General features: G+C 69.6%; 11 protein-coding genes. 6 read left to right on the top strand and 5 right to left on the bottom strand.

Annotation, left to right across the window (positions count from 1 at the left end; genetic code table 11):
- Nucleotides 1-29 precede the first annotated feature (29 nt).
- From JFB92_RS00475 to JFB92_RS00465, 3 genes are all read right to left on the bottom strand, one after another.
- Nucleotides 30-968: a carbohydrate ABC transporter permease gene (locus JFB92_RS00475; RefSeq protein WP_199033791.1), complete on the bottom strand. Its 939-nt coding sequence runs from the start codon at nt 966-968 to the stop codon at nt 30-32.
- On the bottom strand, nt 965-1,948 hold the full coding sequence (locus JFB92_RS00470; protein WP_199033790.1) for an ABC transporter permease: 984 nt from the start codon (nt 1,946-1,948) through the stop codon (nt 965-967). The genes JFB92_RS00475 and JFB92_RS00470 overlap by 4 nt, the downstream gene beginning before the upstream one ends.
- A gap of 111 nt (nt 1,949-2,059) precedes the next feature.
- Nucleotides 2,060-3,751, bottom strand: coding sequence for a type 2 periplasmic-binding domain-containing protein (locus JFB92_RS00465; protein ID WP_199033789.1), 1,692 nt, complete (start codon nt 3,749-3,751; stop codon nt 2,060-2,062).
- Nucleotides 3,752-4,027: 276 nt separating this feature from the next.
- On the opposite strand from JFB92_RS00465, the gene JFB92_RS00460 reads away from it, so the two are divergent.
- The 3 genes from JFB92_RS00460 to JFB92_RS00450 all read left to right on the top strand — a co-directional run bounded on the left by JFB92_RS00460 (nt 4,028) and on the right by JFB92_RS00450 (nt 9,448).
- Nucleotides 4,028-5,275 carry an ROK family transcriptional regulator gene (locus JFB92_RS00460; RefSeq protein ID WP_199033788.1) on the top strand — a complete coding sequence of 416 codons (1,248 nt, stop codon included), beginning with the start codon at nt 4,028-4,030 and terminating at the stop codon, nt 5,273-5,275.
- A 223-nt stretch (nt 5,276-5,498) separates the two neighbouring features.
- Nucleotides 5,499-8,327 carry a glycoside hydrolase family 3 protein gene (locus JFB92_RS00455; protein WP_199033787.1) on the top strand — a complete coding sequence of 943 codons (2,829 nt, stop codon included), beginning with the start codon at nt 5,499-5,501 and terminating at the stop codon, nt 8,325-8,327.
- A gap of 17 nt (nt 8,328-8,344) precedes the next feature.
- A complete protein-coding gene (locus JFB92_RS00450) occupies nt 8,345-9,448 on the top strand; it encodes a LacI family DNA-binding transcriptional regulator (RefSeq protein ID WP_199033786.1) in 1,104 nt (367 codons plus the stop codon).
- Here the strand turns inward: JFB92_RS00450 and JFB92_RS00445 are convergent.
- The gene (locus tag JFB92_RS00445; RefSeq protein WP_199033785.1) at nt 9,329-10,129 is read right to left on the bottom strand and encodes a M23 family metallopeptidase; all 801 of its coding nucleotides are present in this window, start codon (nt 10,127-10,129) and stop codon (nt 9,329-9,331) included. The genes JFB92_RS00450 and JFB92_RS00445 overlap by 120 nt on opposite strands.
- Nucleotides 10,130-10,390: 261 nt before the next feature.
- Here JFB92_RS00445 and JFB92_RS00440 point away from each other — a divergent pair, with 261 nt between their 5' ends.
- Complete coding sequence (locus tag JFB92_RS00440; RefSeq protein WP_199033784.1) at nt 10,391-12,010, top strand: ABC-F family ATP-binding cassette domain-containing protein; 1,620 nt, start codon at nt 10,391-10,393, stop codon at nt 12,008-12,010.
- 3 nt (nt 12,011-12,013) lie between these two features.
- Here JFB92_RS00440 and JFB92_RS00435 read toward each other — a convergent pair whose 3' ends face one another.
- Entirely contained in the window at nt 12,014-13,246 is a 1,233-nt protein-coding gene (locus JFB92_RS00435) for a hypothetical protein (RefSeq protein ID WP_199033783.1), read from the bottom strand.
- A 104-nt stretch (nt 13,247-13,350) separates the two neighbouring features.
- On the opposite strand from JFB92_RS00435, the gene JFB92_RS25095 reads away from it, so the two are divergent.
- Together JFB92_RS25095 and JFB92_RS00430 are read left to right on the top strand one after the other, a co-directional pair.
- Nucleotides 13,351-13,614: a helix-turn-helix domain-containing protein gene (locus tag JFB92_RS25095; protein WP_233162083.1), complete on the top strand. Its 264-nt coding sequence runs from the start codon at nt 13,351-13,353 to the stop codon at nt 13,612-13,614.
- A 205-nt stretch (nt 13,615-13,819) separates the two neighbouring features.
- Nucleotides 13,820-15,754, top strand: coding sequence for an ABC transporter ATP-binding protein (locus JFB92_RS00430; RefSeq protein WP_233162107.1), 1,935 nt, complete (start codon nt 13,820-13,822; stop codon nt 15,752-15,754).
- The last annotated feature ends 162 nt before the right edge of the window (nt 15,755-15,916 follow it).

Here is a 15,916-nt window from a genome sequence, read left to right as displayed (position 1 = left end):
CGCTCTCGGCGACGCTTGCGAGCCGTAGATCAGCCCTTCACAGCACCGGTGATGACGGCCTTGGTGAAGTGCCGCTGGATGAACGGATACATGATCACGATCGGCAGGATCGTGCACACCACCACGGCCATCTTCAGCGCCGAGTCCGGGGCCTGGGTCTGGTACTGGCTGACCTCTCCGGCCGCTCCGGGCAGGCCCTGGGTGGACATGAGCATCCTCTGGAGCACCACCTGGATCGGCTGGGTGTCCTGGCCGGGGATGTAGAGGACCGCCTGGAAGTAGATGTTCCAGTACATGACGGCGTAGAACAGCGCGATGACCGCCAGGATCGCCTTGGACATCGGCAGCACGATCCGGAAGAGGATGCGGAACTCGGTGGCGCCGTCCATCTTGGCCGCGTCGATCAGCTCGGTCGGGACGCTGTTCATGAAGAACGCTCGCAGCACGATCAGGTTGAACGCGTTGAGCGCCATCGGCAGGATCAGCGACATGTAGTTGTCGAACAGGCCGAGTTTCTGCACGACCAGGAACTGGGGATACATGCCCGGCGCGAACAGAAAGGTGAACAGCACCAGCATCAGCAGGGGCCGGTGCAGCAGCGACCCGGGCCGGGAGAGCCCGTAGGCGGCCCCGATGGTCAGCACCATGCTCAGCGCGGTCCCGCCGGCGGTGAGGAGGAGGGTCAGCAGCAGGGACTCGGTGAGCGCGCCGCCGCTGAAGATCTCCTGGTAGGCCTGGACGCTGAGTTCGGTGGGCAGCAGCAGGAGGTTGCCGCCGGCGCGGTTGAGGGCGTCCTCGCTGGCGAAGCTGGTGGCCACGATCGCCCAGAGCGGGATGACCACGGCGGCCGCGTAGCAGATCAGGAATGCCGCCTTGGTGATCTTGCCGAAGCGGGTCGGTTCGTCGTCCCAGACCGGGCGGGTGTTCTTGCGGCGGCGCGGTCGGGCGCTGATGTCGGTGGCGGTCATGACTTCTGGTAGATCCCTTGCTCTCCGAGGCGGTGCGCGACGTTGTTGGCGACCAGGACCAGGACCAGGCCGATCACGCCCTTGAACAGGCCGGCCGCGGTACCGAACGACGCTCCTTCGGTGCCGACGATGCTGCGGTAGTAGACGAAGGTGTCGAGCACCTCGGTGGTCTGGAACCCGACGGCGTCGCGCTGGAGCTGGTACTGCTCGAACCCGACGGTGAGGATGCCGCCGAGCTGGAGGATCAGCAGCAGCACGATGACCGGCCGGATTCCCGGCAGGGTGATGTGCCACAGGCGCTTCCACCTGCTCGCGCCGTCGACTGCCGCGGCCTCGTACAGGTTCGGGTTGATCGACGAGAGGGCGGCGAGGAAGATGATCATGCCCCAACCGGCGTCCTTCCAGGACCACTGCATCCAGGCCAGGATCATGAAGGTGTCGGGGTTGGAGGTGAAACCGAGGCGGTCCCCGCCGAGTCCGAGCAGCCAGTTGCTGACCAGGCCGTCTGAGCCGAGCATCTGGACGAACACGGTGACGACCAGGACCCATGAGAAGAAGTACGGCAGGTAGACGATCGACTGGAAGGTGCTGCGCAGCTTGGTCGAGATGACGCTGTGCATGAGCAGCGCGAGGACGATCGACAGGGGGAACACGAACAGCAGTTGCGCGAAGGCGAACTGGAGGGTGTTGCCCAGGGCCGGCAGGAAGTAGGGGTTGGAGAACAGGCGTTCGAACCAGCCGAAGCCCACGAACGGGTTCTCCCAGAAGGGTCGGGTGGGCTTGTAGTCCATGAACGCGATGATGTTCCAGGCCGAGGGCCAGTAGAAGAACACCGCCAGCTGCGCCATGGCCGGGAGCGTCATGAGCAGCAGCGGCCAGTCGTGGCGCAGCCGCTGCCGCACCGTCGTCTTGCGTCTGATGGGGATTCGCCCGGTGGTCCGGCCCGAAGCCGCCGGTGCTGAGGTCTCTAGAGCTGCCATCGCTAGTCTGTGTCCAGTCGTGAGGTTCCGTGCGGGGGAGGGCAGTGGACGGGCGGCCCGACTCGGCCGAACTCGCGGGCCGTGGATCGGTGTGGCCGCCCGTCCATTCCGTTACTCGCCTCGGGCCGCTTTGTACGCGGCCGTGTAGTGCTCGCGGGCGGCCTCGCCGCCGCTGCCGAGGAACGTCTCGACCATGTCCGGGATCGAGGAGAGCTCGGCGCGGCCGTAGGCCACGTCGTTCTCCTGGTCCTCCAGAGTGGCGCGGGCCGCCTTGAAGTCGGCCGGGCCCTCGACCCTCATGCCCTCGAAGATGTCGACCTCGGCGTACTCCAGCACGGAGGCGTTGTAGTCGAACCGGCGCTGGACGTACTCGGGGTCGCCTTGCAGGAAGTTCGCGACCCGGGCCAGGGTCTTGTAGTTGACCGGGGCCTGGACGATGCTGGTGCCCGTCTCGGTGAAGACCGGGGTGCCGTCGTCGCCGTAGTCGAAGTGCTCGCCTTCGACGCCGTAGTTGAGCAGCTCGTACTCGGTGGTCCCGTAGGGGGCGGCGCAGAAGTTGACGACGTCGAGGATCTCCTCGACCTGTTCCGGCTCGAGGTCCTTCCTGAGGAAGGTCCAGCCGTCGATGCCGTGGACGACGTGGACCAGCGGGTCCCGACCGTTCGTGGCGATCGCTCCGAGCGGTTGGATGTCGCCTTCGGCCTCGCCGTTGTTCACCCGGTCGATGTAGGTCTGCCACCACGAGATGCCGTCCTGCTGGAACAGAATCGTCCCGGCCTGGTGGAGCGCCTGGGTGTCCAGGGTCCCGGTGGGCGCGTCGGGGTGCACCAGGCCCTCGTCCCACGCGGTACGGCGGAACTCGAGCCACTCGGCGTAGCCGGGGTGCTCGGTCCGGTGCTTGATCGTGTCCGTCTCCTCGTCGTACCACCAGTTGTCGCCGCTGGGCAGGCCGAACCACTGGGGCGTGTAGTAATCGAGCCCGCACAGGGCCCACCGCCCGGCCGCGTCGTCGGTCCAGGCGCGGGCGACGTCCAGCACCTCGTCGACGGTCGTGGGCATCTCCAGCCCGTCGGCCTCGAGCAGGTCGGTGCGGACGAAGAAGCCGTTGCCGGGTCCGCCGGCGGCCGGTCCGGGGATGCCGAATATCCGGCCGGTCTCCGGGTCGTCGGGGTCGGTCGACCACACGGACCTTCCCCACGAGGAGCTCGGCAGGCCGGCCAGCAGTGGCCAGCGGTCGGAGATGTCGCCGGAGACGATGTCGGTCAGATCGTAGAACTTGTCGGTGACCGTGGCCTGGAAGTCGGTGTGGGACAGCAGCATCCAAGCGAACATGTGGATCGCGTCGCCGAACTCGTTCGCCTGGATCCACTGGACCGAGGTCTCGGCGAAGTCGTTGCCGTCCGCGTGCCGGATGTTGAGCTGCGTGCCGCCCCAAGCCTCGAAGAGCGCCTGGTAGTAGGGGTCGTCGCTCGACGGCGGCTCGCCCCACATGGGCACGGTGATCTCATAGGTGCCGCTGCCCGACGGCACGTCGGTGATCGCGGGGACCGGCTCCGGATATGAGGTGAACGCGGACGGGTGGTTCGGCGGCTCGCCGACCAGGTCGGGCTCGAACGGCAGCGGCCATTCTTTGTATTCGGGGAGGAAGTCGAGGCCTTCCGTGGCCTGCGAGCTGCCTCCGCTGGTTTCGATGTCACCGCAAGCGGAGATGACGGGAAGCCCCGCGGCTCCGGCCGCGCCGAGTCCGGCCGCCTTGAACAGAGAACGGCGCCTGAATGGCGACCTGGATGAGGGAGTAGCCACGTTGCTGTCCTTTCCTTCGGAAATTCGTGAGGGTTGAGGGGCTAGCCGGTATTTAGTTCGGCTGCTCGATAAACTAAAGTAGCGCACGGTGACAACCGGCACAAGGCGGGGTCCGACCGATCCGATCGCGGAATTATCACGATTCGGGAACGCGTTCGCGTTGTGAACATGCCTCGGGGCCGCCCGAGGGCTGGTTGTCGCCATCGAAGACAATGCCTATGCACGGCCCGTAAGCGTCGCCGTGGAGTGGCCCCCCGAGTTCACCAGGAGGAAGACATGGCGATGCGCATCGCGGCGAAGCCCGCCGGGGACGGTTCGCCCGATCCCGGCGCGGGCAGGGCCAAGCGCGCCGACTTCACCGATGTGCGCGCCAACAACCTGGGCTACGTGCTGCGGCAGGTCAGATCCGAGGGCCGGTGCTCGCGCGCCGATCTCGCCGCCAAGACCGGTTTGAACAAGGCCACCGTCTCGAGCCTGGTGGCGGAGTTGATCGAGCGGCGGGTGCTTCGCGAGTCCGGTTCGGTCATCGGCAACATAGGACGGCCCGCCGTGCTGCTGAGCGTCGACACCGGTTATTACGCCTCGCTCGGTGTCGAAATCAATGTGGACTACATGACGCTCGTCGCCGTCGACTTGGCGGGCAACCGACTCCTGTCCTGGCGCCGCGCGCACGACGGCTCCGGCTCCACCCCCGGGCGGTCGATCTCGGCCCTGGCCGGCCTCGCCAAGCGCGCCGTGGACAAGATGGACACCGAGGGCCGCCAGATCCTCGGCCTGGCCGTCGCCGTCCCCGGCATGATCGACGACGCCGGCACCGTCCAGCGCGCGCCCATGCTCGGCTGGACCGACTTCGACCTGGCCGCGCGCCTGCGGGCGGCCATGCGCGACCCCAAGTACCCCGTCTCGGCCGACAACGACGCCAACCTCGGCGCGGTCGCCGAGCAGCGCTTCGGGGCCAACGCCGGCGTGGCGGACATGCTCTACCTCACCGGCGAGATCGGCTTGGGCGCCGGCCTCATCGTCGACGGCGGTCTGCGCCGCGGCACCGGCGGATTCGCCGGCGAGATCGGGAACATGCTCATCGAGGTCGACGGACGCACCGGCCGGGTCGAGGACCTCGCCAGCATCAACGCCGTCCTGGACGAGCTGGCCGAATCCGACCAGATCGCCGGGACCGAGGTCGAAGCCGAAGTCGAGGACATCGTCACCCGCGCTCGCACCGGCGAGGCCGCGGTGGTCGAGAGCCTGGAGCGGATCGGCCGCGCCCTGGGGGCCGGAATCGCCCTCGCGGTCGACCTGCTCAACCCCGAGGTCATCGTCCTCGGCGGCCACTACCTGGCCCTGAGCCCGTGGATCGTCCCCGCCGCCGCCTCCGAGGCGACCGCCCGCTCCCACGCCTCCGGGGCCGGAGGCGTCCGGATCGTCGTCTCCGAGCTCGGCCACGAGGCCCCCGCGCTCGGGGCGGCCACCGGCATCCTCAACGACATCGACTCCGGTCTCATGCCCACCCCGCTGGGCCGCTGAGCGGAGTGTTCCTCAACTGTTATCTCCGGTGTATCCGCAGGTAGCATTCCCATCGCCCGCCCCGGTCCGTCGCTGCGGCGAACCCTCGTCTTGACGACGGCCGCGGGCGGGTGTAGAACACAGTTAATTCCTGAATCGAAGCGCTTCGAAAAGCGCGAGCGCCCCGGCACTCCGTCCGTCGAAGCGCTTCGACACGACAGCGACGTCCAAAAGGAAAACCAAGATGACCCTCTCAGACGACCGCCCCGCCTTCCGCGACCCGGCGCGTCCCCGCTCGGAGCGAGTGGCCGACCTGCTCGAGCGCCTGACGCTCGACGAGAAGATCGGCCTGCTCCACCAGTACCAGCATCCGGTCGAACGCCTCGGCGTCGGCCCCTTCAAGACCGGAACCGAGGCCCTCCACGGCCTGGCCTGGCTCGGCGAGGCCACGGTCTTCCCGCAGGTCGTCGCGCTCGGAGCGACCTGGAACCCCGAACTGGTCGAGTCGGTGGGCGCCGCGGTCGCCGACGAGGTGCTCGCCTTCCACCACCGCGACCCCGCCGGGGCCGGGCGCAACGTCTGGGCTCCCACGGTCAACCCGCTGCGAGACCCCCGCTGGGGCCGCAACGAGGAGGGCTACTCCGAGGACGCCTGGATGACCGGCCTGATGGGCGCGGCGTACTCCCGCGGCCTCAAGAGCGACGACGGCCGCGTGTGGAAGACCGCCCCGACGCTCAAGCACTTCCTGGCCTACGGCAACGAAGCCGACCGCTGCGCGACCTCCTCCAACATGCCTCCACGCGTGCTGCGGGAGTACGAGTTCGCCGCCCACCGCCCGGCACTGGCGAGCGGCGACGCCGTAGCGGTCATGCTTTCCTACAACCTGGTCAACGGGCGCCCCGCGCACGTGACGCCGCTGGTCGCCACCGACCTGCGCACCTGGACCGCCGATGAGGTCTTCGTCGTCTCGGACGCCTACGCCCCCAATAACCTCGTCGGACTCCAGGGCTACTTCGACGACCTCCCGACCGCCTACGCCGCCGCGATCAAGGCCGGCCTCGACTCCTTCACCCAGGACGACGAGAAGCCGGACGCGGTCCTGGCCCACATCCGCACCGCCCTGGAGCGCGGCCTGGTCGACGAGTCCGACATCGACACCGCTGCCCGCCGGAACCTGCACATCCGCTTCGGCCTCGGCGAATTCGACCCCACCGACCCCTACGCCGGGATCGGTGAGGAGTCCGTCGACTCGCCCGAGCACCGGGCGCTGGCCCGGGAGGCGGCCGCCCAGTCCATCACGCTGCTGAAGAACGACGGCCTGCTGCCGCTGGAGGCCCCGGGGAAGATCGCGGTCATCGGCCCGCTGGCCGATGTCCAGATGCAGGACTGGTACTCCGGGACGCTGCCGTATTCGATCACCGCCCGGGACGCGCTGTCCGAACGCGGCGAGGTCGCCTACTGCGAGGGCGTCCACCGCATCCGACTGCGCCACAAGGGGAACTATCTGACCGCCTCGGCCGACGGCGGCGAGCTGACCCTGACGGAGACGACCGGCGCGGCCGCCCAGTTCGACCTGTTCGACTGGGGCGGCGGGTCGTACCTGGGCCGCAGCGTGCTGACCGGCGGGTTCATCAACGGCAGCAAGGAGGGCGCGGTCACCGCCGATTCCCCGGGCCCGCACGATTTCGACGTGACCGAGACGTTCACCATCGTCGAGGTCGCCGGCGGCAGCTACGCGCTCCGCCAGGTGCACAGGCCCGAGGGTGCCGAGACCGGCAAGTGGCTGGGAATGGACGGCGGCCGGCTCGGGCTGGTCGAGGACGTCGCCGACGCCACCGAGTTCGACCTCGACTTCGTCTTCAGGGGACACGAGCGGGCCGCCGAGGTGGCCCGCGGGGCCGATTTGGCCGTGGTGGTCCTGGGGGACCACCCGCTGGTGAACGGCCGCGAGACCGAGGACCGCGAGGACCTGTGGCTGCCGGACGCGCAGCGCGAGCTCCTGGGTTCCGTCTACGAGGCCAATCCGAATACCATTCTTGTCATGGCCTCCTCGTATCCCTTCGCGGCCAACTGGGCGCACAAGCACGTGCCCGCGATCCTCTGGTCCGGGCACGGCGGACAGGAGTGGGGCGTCGCCCTCGCCGACGTCCTCTACGGCGACCGCGACCCCGAGGGCCGCCTCCCGCAGACCTGGTACACCGACGCCGCCGAACTGCCGGCGATGCTCGACTACGACATCGTCGCCTCCGACGCGACCTACCTCTACTACCTGGGCCAGCCGCTGTACCCGTTCGGGCACGGCCGGTCCTACGCCGATTTCGAGTACTCCGATCTCCGGGTCGACCGCGAGCGCGCCCGGCCGGGCGAGGACCTGAAGGTGACCGTGGAGGTCGCCAACACCTCCGAGCGCGACGGCGTCGAGGTCGTACAGCTCTATTCGCACCAGTGCGGTTCGCGGGTCAAGCAGCCGCTGCGGCAGCTGCGCGGTTTCGAGAAGATCCGCCTGGCCGCCGGCGAGAAGCGCGAGGTCGCCTTCACCGTCGCCGTGGACGACCTGGCCCACTGGGACAACGTCTCCGGCCGCATGATCGTCGAGAAGAGCCGCCAGCGGCTCATGGTGGGCCGCTCGGCCGCCGATATCGTGCTGTCGGCCTCGGTCCGCGTCGACGGCGAGGTCGTCGGCTACCGCGACCTGTCGGCGCCGCTGGCCGCCGCGGCCAACGACACCTACTCGGGCGTGCTGTGGCGCGACGAGTCCCGCCAGAGCGGCGACGTCATCGCCGCCGCCGAGCCCGGAGGGTGGATCATGCTGGGCGACTGCGATTTTCGGCCCGGATTCTCGACGGTCACCGCTCGGGTGTCGGGGCAGCCCGCGCAGTTGACGCTGCGGGTCGACGACCCGCTCGACGGCGATGTGCTCGCCAAGATCGACACCCCGGCGACCGCCGGCGTCTACGACTACACCGACGTGACCGTGGAGCTCGGGCGCGTCGAGTCCGTGGCGGACCTGTACGTGACCTTCGAGAACGCCGGTGTGCGCCTGTCCTCGCTCAGATTCGGCGGGGCCGAGTGATGGGCGGCGGCCGTGGCGTGACCATCGCCGACGTCGCCTCGCGCGCGGGCGTGGCGGCCAGCACCGTCTCGTACGTGCTGAGCGGGAAGCGCTCGATCTCCCCGGAGACCGCGCAGCGGGTGATGGACGCCGTGGCTGAGCTCGGATACCACCCGCATGCCGGGGCCCGCTCGCTGGCCTCGCGCAAGGCCGGGGTCATCGCGATGATGCTGCCGCTGCGCCACGGCATGCACCTGCCGGTGCTGATGCAGTTCGCCTCCGGCGCGGTCACCGAGGCCCGCCGGCACGATCAGGACGTGCTGCTGATGACCGCCGACGAGGGACCGGCCGGGCTCGCCCGCGTCGCCGCCTCCTCGATCGTCGACGGCCTGATCCTGATGGACGTGGAGGTGCGCGACCCGCGCGTGGAGGCCCTGCGCCGCCTGGGCCTGCCGAGCGTCCTGATCGGATTCCCGGCCGAGGCCGAAGGGCTGACCTGCGTCGATCTCGACTTCTCCGCCGCCGGAAGGGAATGCGCGGAATACCTGATCGGCAGCGGCTGCCGCGAGGTGGCGCTGCTGGGCGCCTCCGAGGCGGTGTACGAGCGGCGCACCGGGTTCGCCGAGCGGGTCCGGTCGGGGTTCTTGAAGCGGGGGCTCGAACGCGGCCCCGATGTGCGCGCCGAGGCCCGACCGTGCCCGGACGACCCGGTCTCGGTGCAGCGCACCGTCAAAGAGCTCCTGGCGGCCCGTCCGGCTCTGGACGGCCTGGCCGTCCACAACGAGCCGGCCGTCCCGCACGTCCTGCACGCCCTCGCCGACGCCGGCCGGAGCGTGGGGGAGGATTTCCACGTGGTCGTCATCGGCCCCGACGAGGTGGCCGAGCGGGTCCACCCGCAGCTGCCCTCGGTGCTGGTACCGGCCGAGCGGCTCGCCGAGATCGCCGTGGGGCACCTGATGCGCAAGCTCGGCGGCGTCGAGGTGCCCGATTCGACGCTGGTGGAGCCCCAGCTGACGATCCGCTTATTCGAGCGGGACCCCGTGCTCCTCGAGCCAGGGGAGCGGGTCGACCTGCTCGCCGTCGACGCGGACCTCGAAGTGCAGATGCGGTCCGGTGGAGTTCCCGGTCGAGCCGGTCAGTGACAGCTCCTCGCCCTGCGCGACCTCTTGCCCCGCGGTGACCAGGATCTCCGAGGCGTGCGCGTAGGCGGTCTGGAGCCCGTCGCCGTGGTCGACGACCACCAGGTAGCCGTAGCCGTCCATCCAGCTCGCGTACGAGACCGTGCCGTCGCCGATGGCCCAGATCGGGTCGCCGGTCCAGTTGCCGAAGTCGAGCCCGGCGTGCAGGCGGCCCCAGCGCTGACCGTAGTAGGAGGTGATCCCCGAGTCAGAGGGGGAGATCCACTCCGGCTCGGGCTCCGGCTCGGGTTCCGGCTCCGGTTCGGGCTCGGATTCGGCCGCTTCGGGGGCGTCGGCCTCGGACTGCTTGGCGGCCTCCTCGGCCTCGTCCCTCGCCTGCTGCTCGGCTTCGGCCTCGGCCTGCTGCTCGGCGGCGATCTCGTCGATGACGTCGTCGACCTCCCAAGAGGTCTGGACCAGCGTCATCGAGTCCTCGTCGGTGCGTTCGGCGGTCCCGTCGGCGGCGCTGCTCCCGGTCAGCGCCGCCAGGACCGATCCGGCGGCGATCGCGGCGATCAGGCCGGCGGCGATGAAGCGCCGGTTGTGATGTTCACTACCCGACCCTCCCCGTCGCAGGAGGGCGCGGAGGCGGCGGCCGATCGGCTCGCGGCCGGAGAACTCGGAGGTGTCGTCGTGTTTGCCCATAGCGCCGGGAAACCTACCTGCACCGAACCCGACATCAAGCCCATGACCTGCCGATACAACGCGCGAACTGGTACCGGCGCCGAGCAATTGGGAACTCGGGGTCGGCCGGCTCTGGGCCGTTCGGCCGAGGCCGGTGACTTCGAGTAGTCAATGGAGACCACACAGTGGCCGCGGTGATATGGGAATGAACGTGACGGCGGTCGCCCCCTAGACTTGACGAGTCTGCCGATCCGGCATCGTCTCCCACTCTGAAGGAGTGCCATGATCACCGCCACCGGTCTCGAGCTGCGCGCCGGTTCGCGCATCCTCCTGTCCGGGGCCGATCTGCGAGTGCAGGCCGGCGACCGGATCGGCCTGGTGGGCCGCAACGGCGCCGGCAAGACCACCACCATGAACGTCCTGGCCGGCCTGAGTCAGCCCTACATCGGCGCGGTCGAGAACAACGGACCGTTCGGCTACCTGCCGCAGGACCCGCGCTTCGCCGACCTCTCCCAGACCGCCTCCAACCGCGTCCTGTCCGCCCGCGGGCTCGACCGGCTCCTGTCGGACATGGCCAAGGCCGAGGCCGAACTCGCCGAGGTCGCCGACGACGCCAAGCGCGACAAACTGGTGCGCCGCTACTCGCGGCTCGAAGAGCAGTTCGCCGCCCGCGGCGGCTACGCCGCCGAGTCCGAGGCCGCCCGCATCTGCTCCAACCTCGGGCTCGAGGACCGGGTGCTGGCGCAGACCCTCGAGACCCTCTCGGGCGGGCAGCGCCGCCGCGTCGAGCTGGCGCGGATCCTGTTCGCCGACGACGGCGACGGCGTCCTCCTGCTCGACGAGCCCACCAACCACCTCGACGCCGACTCGGTCGCGTGGCTGCGCGGCTTCCTCGCCGGCCACAAGGGCGGCCTGGTGCTCATCACCCACGACGTCGAACTGCTCGACGAGGTCGTCAACAAGGTCTGGTTCCTCGACCCCACCCGCAGCGAGATCGACCTCTACAACCTCGGCTGGACCGCCTACCAGCGTCAGCGCGCCGAGGACGCCGAACGCCGCCGCCGCGAGCGGGCCAACGCCGAGAAGAAGGCGGCCGCGCTCACCCGGCAGGCCGAGAAGCTCGGCGCCAAGGCCACCAAGGCCAAGGCCGCCAAGAACATGCTGCGCCGCGCCGAGACGATGATCGACGACCTCGAAGAGGACCTGCTGGAGGAGAAGGTCGCCGATGTGCGCCTGCCCGATCCGGCCAAGTGCGGCAAGGTCCCGCTGACCGCCTCGGGCCTGTCCAAGAGCTACGGCTCCCTGGAGGTCTTCTCCGGCGTCGACCTGGCGATCGACCGCGGCTCGCGGGTGGTCATCCTCGGCCTCAACGGCGCCGGGAAGACCACGCTGCTGCGCATCCTCGCCGGCTCGCTCGAACCCGACACCGGCTCGGTCGAACCGGGCCACGGACTGCGGATCGGCTACTTCGCCCAGGAGCACGACACGCTCGACCACACCGGCTCGGTCCTGGAGCAGATGCAGTCGGCGGCCTCGGACTCCGGCGCGGACCTGACCGAGACCGAACTGCGGAAGATCCTGGGCGCGTTCCTGTTCTCCGGAGAGGACGCCTTCAAACCGGTCGGCGTGCTCTCCGGCGGCGAGAAGACGCGGCTGGCCCTGGCCAGCCTGGTCTGCTCGGGCGCGAACGTGCTGCTGCTGGACGAGCCGACCAACAACCTCGACCCGGCCTCGCGCCAGCAGGTCCTGGACGCCGTCGACCGGTTCACCGGCGCGATCGTCATGGTCACCCACGACCCGGGCGCGGTCGAGGCCCTGCGCCCCGAGCGAGCGATCCTGCTTCCCGACGGCGACGAGGACCTGTGGTCCGACGACCTCATGGAACTGGTCGAACTCGCCTGAGGCTCATCCGGAGTACATCAGGACGATAGCCGCGCACGCTCCGGCCGCCGCGGTCATGAGCGGAACCCGCACCGACCGGCCCCCGCGCTCCTTGGAAGGCGCGGTCGCGGCAACCACCAGCCACGGGCACAGCGCCACCCAGCCGTACTCGGGCCGCTCCAGGCTGTTCCCGCTCAACGGAGCGAGCATCAGCGCCAGCAGCGGACCCGCCATGAGCGGCCACGCCGAGCTCGACCCGATCCGCCGCAGGCTCTCCACCACCGCCGGGCCGCAGGCGACGGTCACCAGCGCCGGCATCAGCAGCAGCCACCACAGCTGCCCCGGGTGGGAGGCGACCTCGCCGATCGAGGCGTTGTAGGTGTCGATCAGCCCGTGCGGCCAGGAGCTTCCGAAGGTCGCGGCCACGGCCAGGACCGCCAGCGCCGCGGCGGCGGTGTTGAGGATGTGGACCGGCCGCCTGCGCGCGAAGTACAGCAGCAGCAGCGAGACGGCGAACCACGCCGCCCCGTAGGACAGCAGGACCGCGACCGCCAGCAGGCCGCCGGTCGCGACCGCGCCCCAGAACGCGTCGAAGCCCCGCACGCGGCGCTCGGAGGCGACCGCGCCGGAGGCCAGCGCCGCCGCGCAGGCCGCGGCCGAGATCCCGTCCAGTCCCAGGGTCGTCCATGCCGCCCAGGGGCCGAGGATCATCACCGGGGCGATCGCCCGCGCGGCCAGCGGCCCGCACACTGAGCGGATCGCGATCAGCGAGAACGGGACCGCCAGCGACGACACCGCGGTGACGGTGATCGCCAGGCCCGCCTGCGAACCGGACAGGGCCACCAGCTGGTCCATGGCGCGGGCCGCGCCGGGCGTGTCGGTCGGAGTGATCGTGGTATCGACATTGGTGTGCAGCGACCCGGCCCAGGTCAGCGACGCCAGATACGACGACACCAGCAGGGAGCCCCACGACATTCGGGCCGCGGCCGGGCGCGAGGCGGCGATCAGGACCGCGGCGGCCGTCATCGGCGCGATGAACATGCCGGCGGTGACGTGCAGCGAGAGGTTCTGCGCGGGCCACCACGGCAGCGTCGACGGTCCGACCACATCGGAGGTCGAGACCGCGACCGAGGCCATCGTCAGGGTCGCCACCAGCAGCGAGATCCAGACCGCGATGTCGCGGGCTTGAGGATGCCGGACTCGGCTCTCGGGGAGCGAGTCGACCTGGTCGGCGAGTGGAGTCTGTGGCGCGGGCACGTCAAGAAACTATCGGGTATCCGACAGAAGCGACCGCCGGGCGGCGGAACTCCGGCAAACTTCACAAGACACCACGATCACCGTCCGTACTCAAGGAAGGACAAATGGCCCCTGACGCTGCCGCACCCCGAGGTGACCATGCTTCGAGCATCGCGCCGAGTGCATCCAGACACGACCCCAATCGGCAGGTCCGCGGCGACGAGCGCCGCGAGCTGACCGAGTACGTCACCGCCGAGTACCTGAAAGGGCAGAGCATCCGGGACATCGCTTCAACCATAGGCCGCTCTTACGGATTCGTGCATCGCCTCCTCACAGAAGGAGGCGTGAAACTCAGAACCCGAGGAGGCGCGCGCAAGAGCAGCGGATAGCGCCGATCCCCTCGGCGGCGCCCGCAGCGCCGCGAATCGGAGCCTCGCGGCCTCCCCGGCGCGTCGCGGAGGCCGCTTCGAAATAAACCAGCCCGTCGTCCACGTTGAGGATCAACGCCAGGATCACGCGTAGGAAGACGGAGCCGGACCCGCATCGCAAGCCGCGGCGGCTCCCGAATGTCAGGGGGAAGACCGAGTGGCATCAATGGGAGCCGCCGGCTGGGAAGCGATGCGCTCCATGCGGCGAGGCGACGAACTCAAGGGCGTCAAACTCTCCCGGGGGACCAGACGCCGCATCTTCCGCTTCGCGCGGCCCTACGCCCGCGACATCGCGGTCTTCCTGCTGCTGGTGACCATCAGCGCGGGCATCGGTGTGGCCACCCCGGTCCTGGCCGGCGACGTGGTCAACGAGCTCACCGAGCCCGGCGGCAGCCGCCGCGGGGTGCTGATCCTGGCCGCGATCATCGCCGGCCTGGCGGTCTTCGAAGCGGCCATCACCATCGGCACCCGCTGGTACAGCGCGAAACTCGGCGAAGGCATCATCTACGACCTGCGCCGGTCCGTGTTCGACCACGTCCAGTCGATGCCGGTGTCGTTCTTCACCCGCTCCCAGACCGGCGCGCTGGTCTCCCGCCTGAACAACGACGTCATGGGCGCCCAGCGCGCCTTCACCTCGACCCTGTCCGGCCTGGTCTCCAACGGCATCGCCGTCGCCCTCACCCTCGGCGTGATGTTCTTCCAGTCCTGGCAGATCACCCTGCTGTCGCTGGTGCTGGTCCCGGTGTTCATCATCCCCGCCAAATGGGTCGGCCGGAAGCTCGCCGAGCTCACCAAGGAGGGCTACGACCTCAATGCCGCCATGAACACCCAGATGACCGAGCGTTTCAATGTGGGCGGCGCGATGCTCGTCAAGCTCTTCGGCCGCCCCGCGACCGAGTCCGAGGACTTCGCAGACAAGGCCGACCGGGTCCGCTCGATCGGCGTCACCACCGCCATGTACGCGCGCACCTTCATCGTCGCGTTGACCCTCGTCGCCGGGCTCTCCCAGGCCCTGGCCTACGGGCTCGGCGGCGCCTTCGTCTTCGGCGGCACCCTCACCGCCGGCACCGTGGTCACCCTCGCGCTGCTCCTGACCCGCCTCTACGGGCCCCTGACCGCCCTCTCGAACGTGCGGGTGGACGTCATGAGCGCCCTGGTGAGCTTCCAGCGGGTCTTCGAGATCCTCGACCTCAAGCCGCTCATCCGCGAGGCCGAGGACGCCCGCGACCTGCCCGGCGGCGCCGCCTCGATCGCCTTCAGAGACGTCGACTTCCGCTACCCGGGGCGCGAGGACGTCTCCCTGGCGAGCCTGGAGGACCTGGCCCGGCCCGACCTCGGCGACGAAGGGCGTCCGGTGCTGCGCGGGGTCTCCTTCGAGGTCGCCCCCGGCGAGCTGGTCGCGCTCGTCGGCCCCTCGGGGGCCGGGAAGACCACCACCGCGAGCCTGGTGCCGCGCCTGTACGACGTGACCGGCGGCAGCGTCGAGGTCGGCGGCGCCGACGTGCGCGAGCTGACGCTCTCCTCGCTGGCCGACCACATCGGCATGGTCACCCAGGACGCTCACCTGTTCCACGACACCGTCAGGGAGAACCTGCGATACGCCCGCCCCGGCGCGACCGACGCCGAGATCTGGGAGGCCCTGGACCGCGCCCAGGTCGGCGAGGTCGTGCGGCGGCTCGAGTCCGGGCTCGACACGGTGGTGGGGGAGCGCGGCTACCGCTTCTCCGGCGGCGAGAAGCAGCGCCTGGCCATTGCCCGGGTCCTGCTGAAGGCCCCGCCGATCGTGATCCTCGACGAGGCCACGGCGCACTTGGACTCGGAGTCCGAGGCCGCCGTGCAGCACGCGCTCGACACCGCCCTCGAAGGCCGGACCTCGCTGGTGATCGCCCACCGCCTCTCGACGGTGAGGCGGGCCGACAAGATCCTGGTCCTCCGGGACGGCCGCCTGGCCGAGACCGGCACGCACGAGGAACTGGTCGCCGCGGGAGGGCTGTATTCGGAGTTGTATCGGACCCAGTTCGCCGAACGAAGTGAGGCGGACCGAGGGCATGGCGCCGAACGAGGTGAGGCGGACCGGGGGCCGGTTCTGAGAGAAACCTGAGCACCGAGTGCGGAGAATGCCCGGTGAGTTGAACCATAGTCATAGGCAAGGGTCGCGGGAATATCCAGCTCAGCGAAGCGTATGAAGAAATTTCCATCGGCGACCGGTTACAACTCGCCGGAATTGCTGTAAAGTCCAGAAGTCACCCCGACAGGAGACTGG

The sequence above is a fragment of the Glycomyces salinus genome, assembly GCF_016428645.1.
Classification (GTDB): domain Bacteria; phylum Actinomycetota; class Actinomycetes; order Mycobacteriales; family Micromonosporaceae; genus Glycomyces; species Glycomyces salinus.
The sequence above is the reverse complement of the archived record's forward strand: the minus strand, read 5'-3'. Positions and strand labels throughout refer to the sequence as shown.

Coding starts and splice junctions, on each gene's coding strand:
- JFB92_RS25095 (WP_233162083.1), top strand. CDS start 13,351: ATGGCCCCTGACGCTGCCGCACCCCGAGGTGACCATGCTTCGAGCATC.
- JFB92_RS00470 (WP_199033790.1), bottom strand. CDS start 1,948: ATGGCAGCTCTAGAGACCTCAGCACCGGCGGCTTCGGGCCGGACCACC.
- JFB92_RS00430 (WP_233162107.1), top strand. CDS start 13,820: ATGGGAGCCGCCGGCTGGGAAGCGATGCGCTCCATGCGGCGAGGCGAC.
- JFB92_RS00475 (WP_199033791.1), bottom strand. CDS start 968: ATGACCGCCACCGACATCAGCGCCCGACCGCGCCGCCGCAAGAACACC.
- JFB92_RS00445 (WP_199033785.1), bottom strand. CDS start 10,129: ATGGGCAAACACGACGACACCTCCGAGTTCTCCGGCCGCGAGCCGATC.
- JFB92_RS00455 (WP_199033787.1), top strand. CDS start 5,499: ATGACCCTCTCAGACGACCGCCCCGCCTTCCGCGACCCGGCGCGTCCC.
- JFB92_RS00460 (WP_199033788.1), top strand. CDS start 4,028: ATGGCGATGCGCATCGCGGCGAAGCCCGCCGGGGACGGTTCGCCCGAT.
- JFB92_RS00440 (WP_199033784.1), top strand. CDS start 10,391: ATGATCACCGCCACCGGTCTCGAGCTGCGCGCCGGTTCGCGCATCCTC.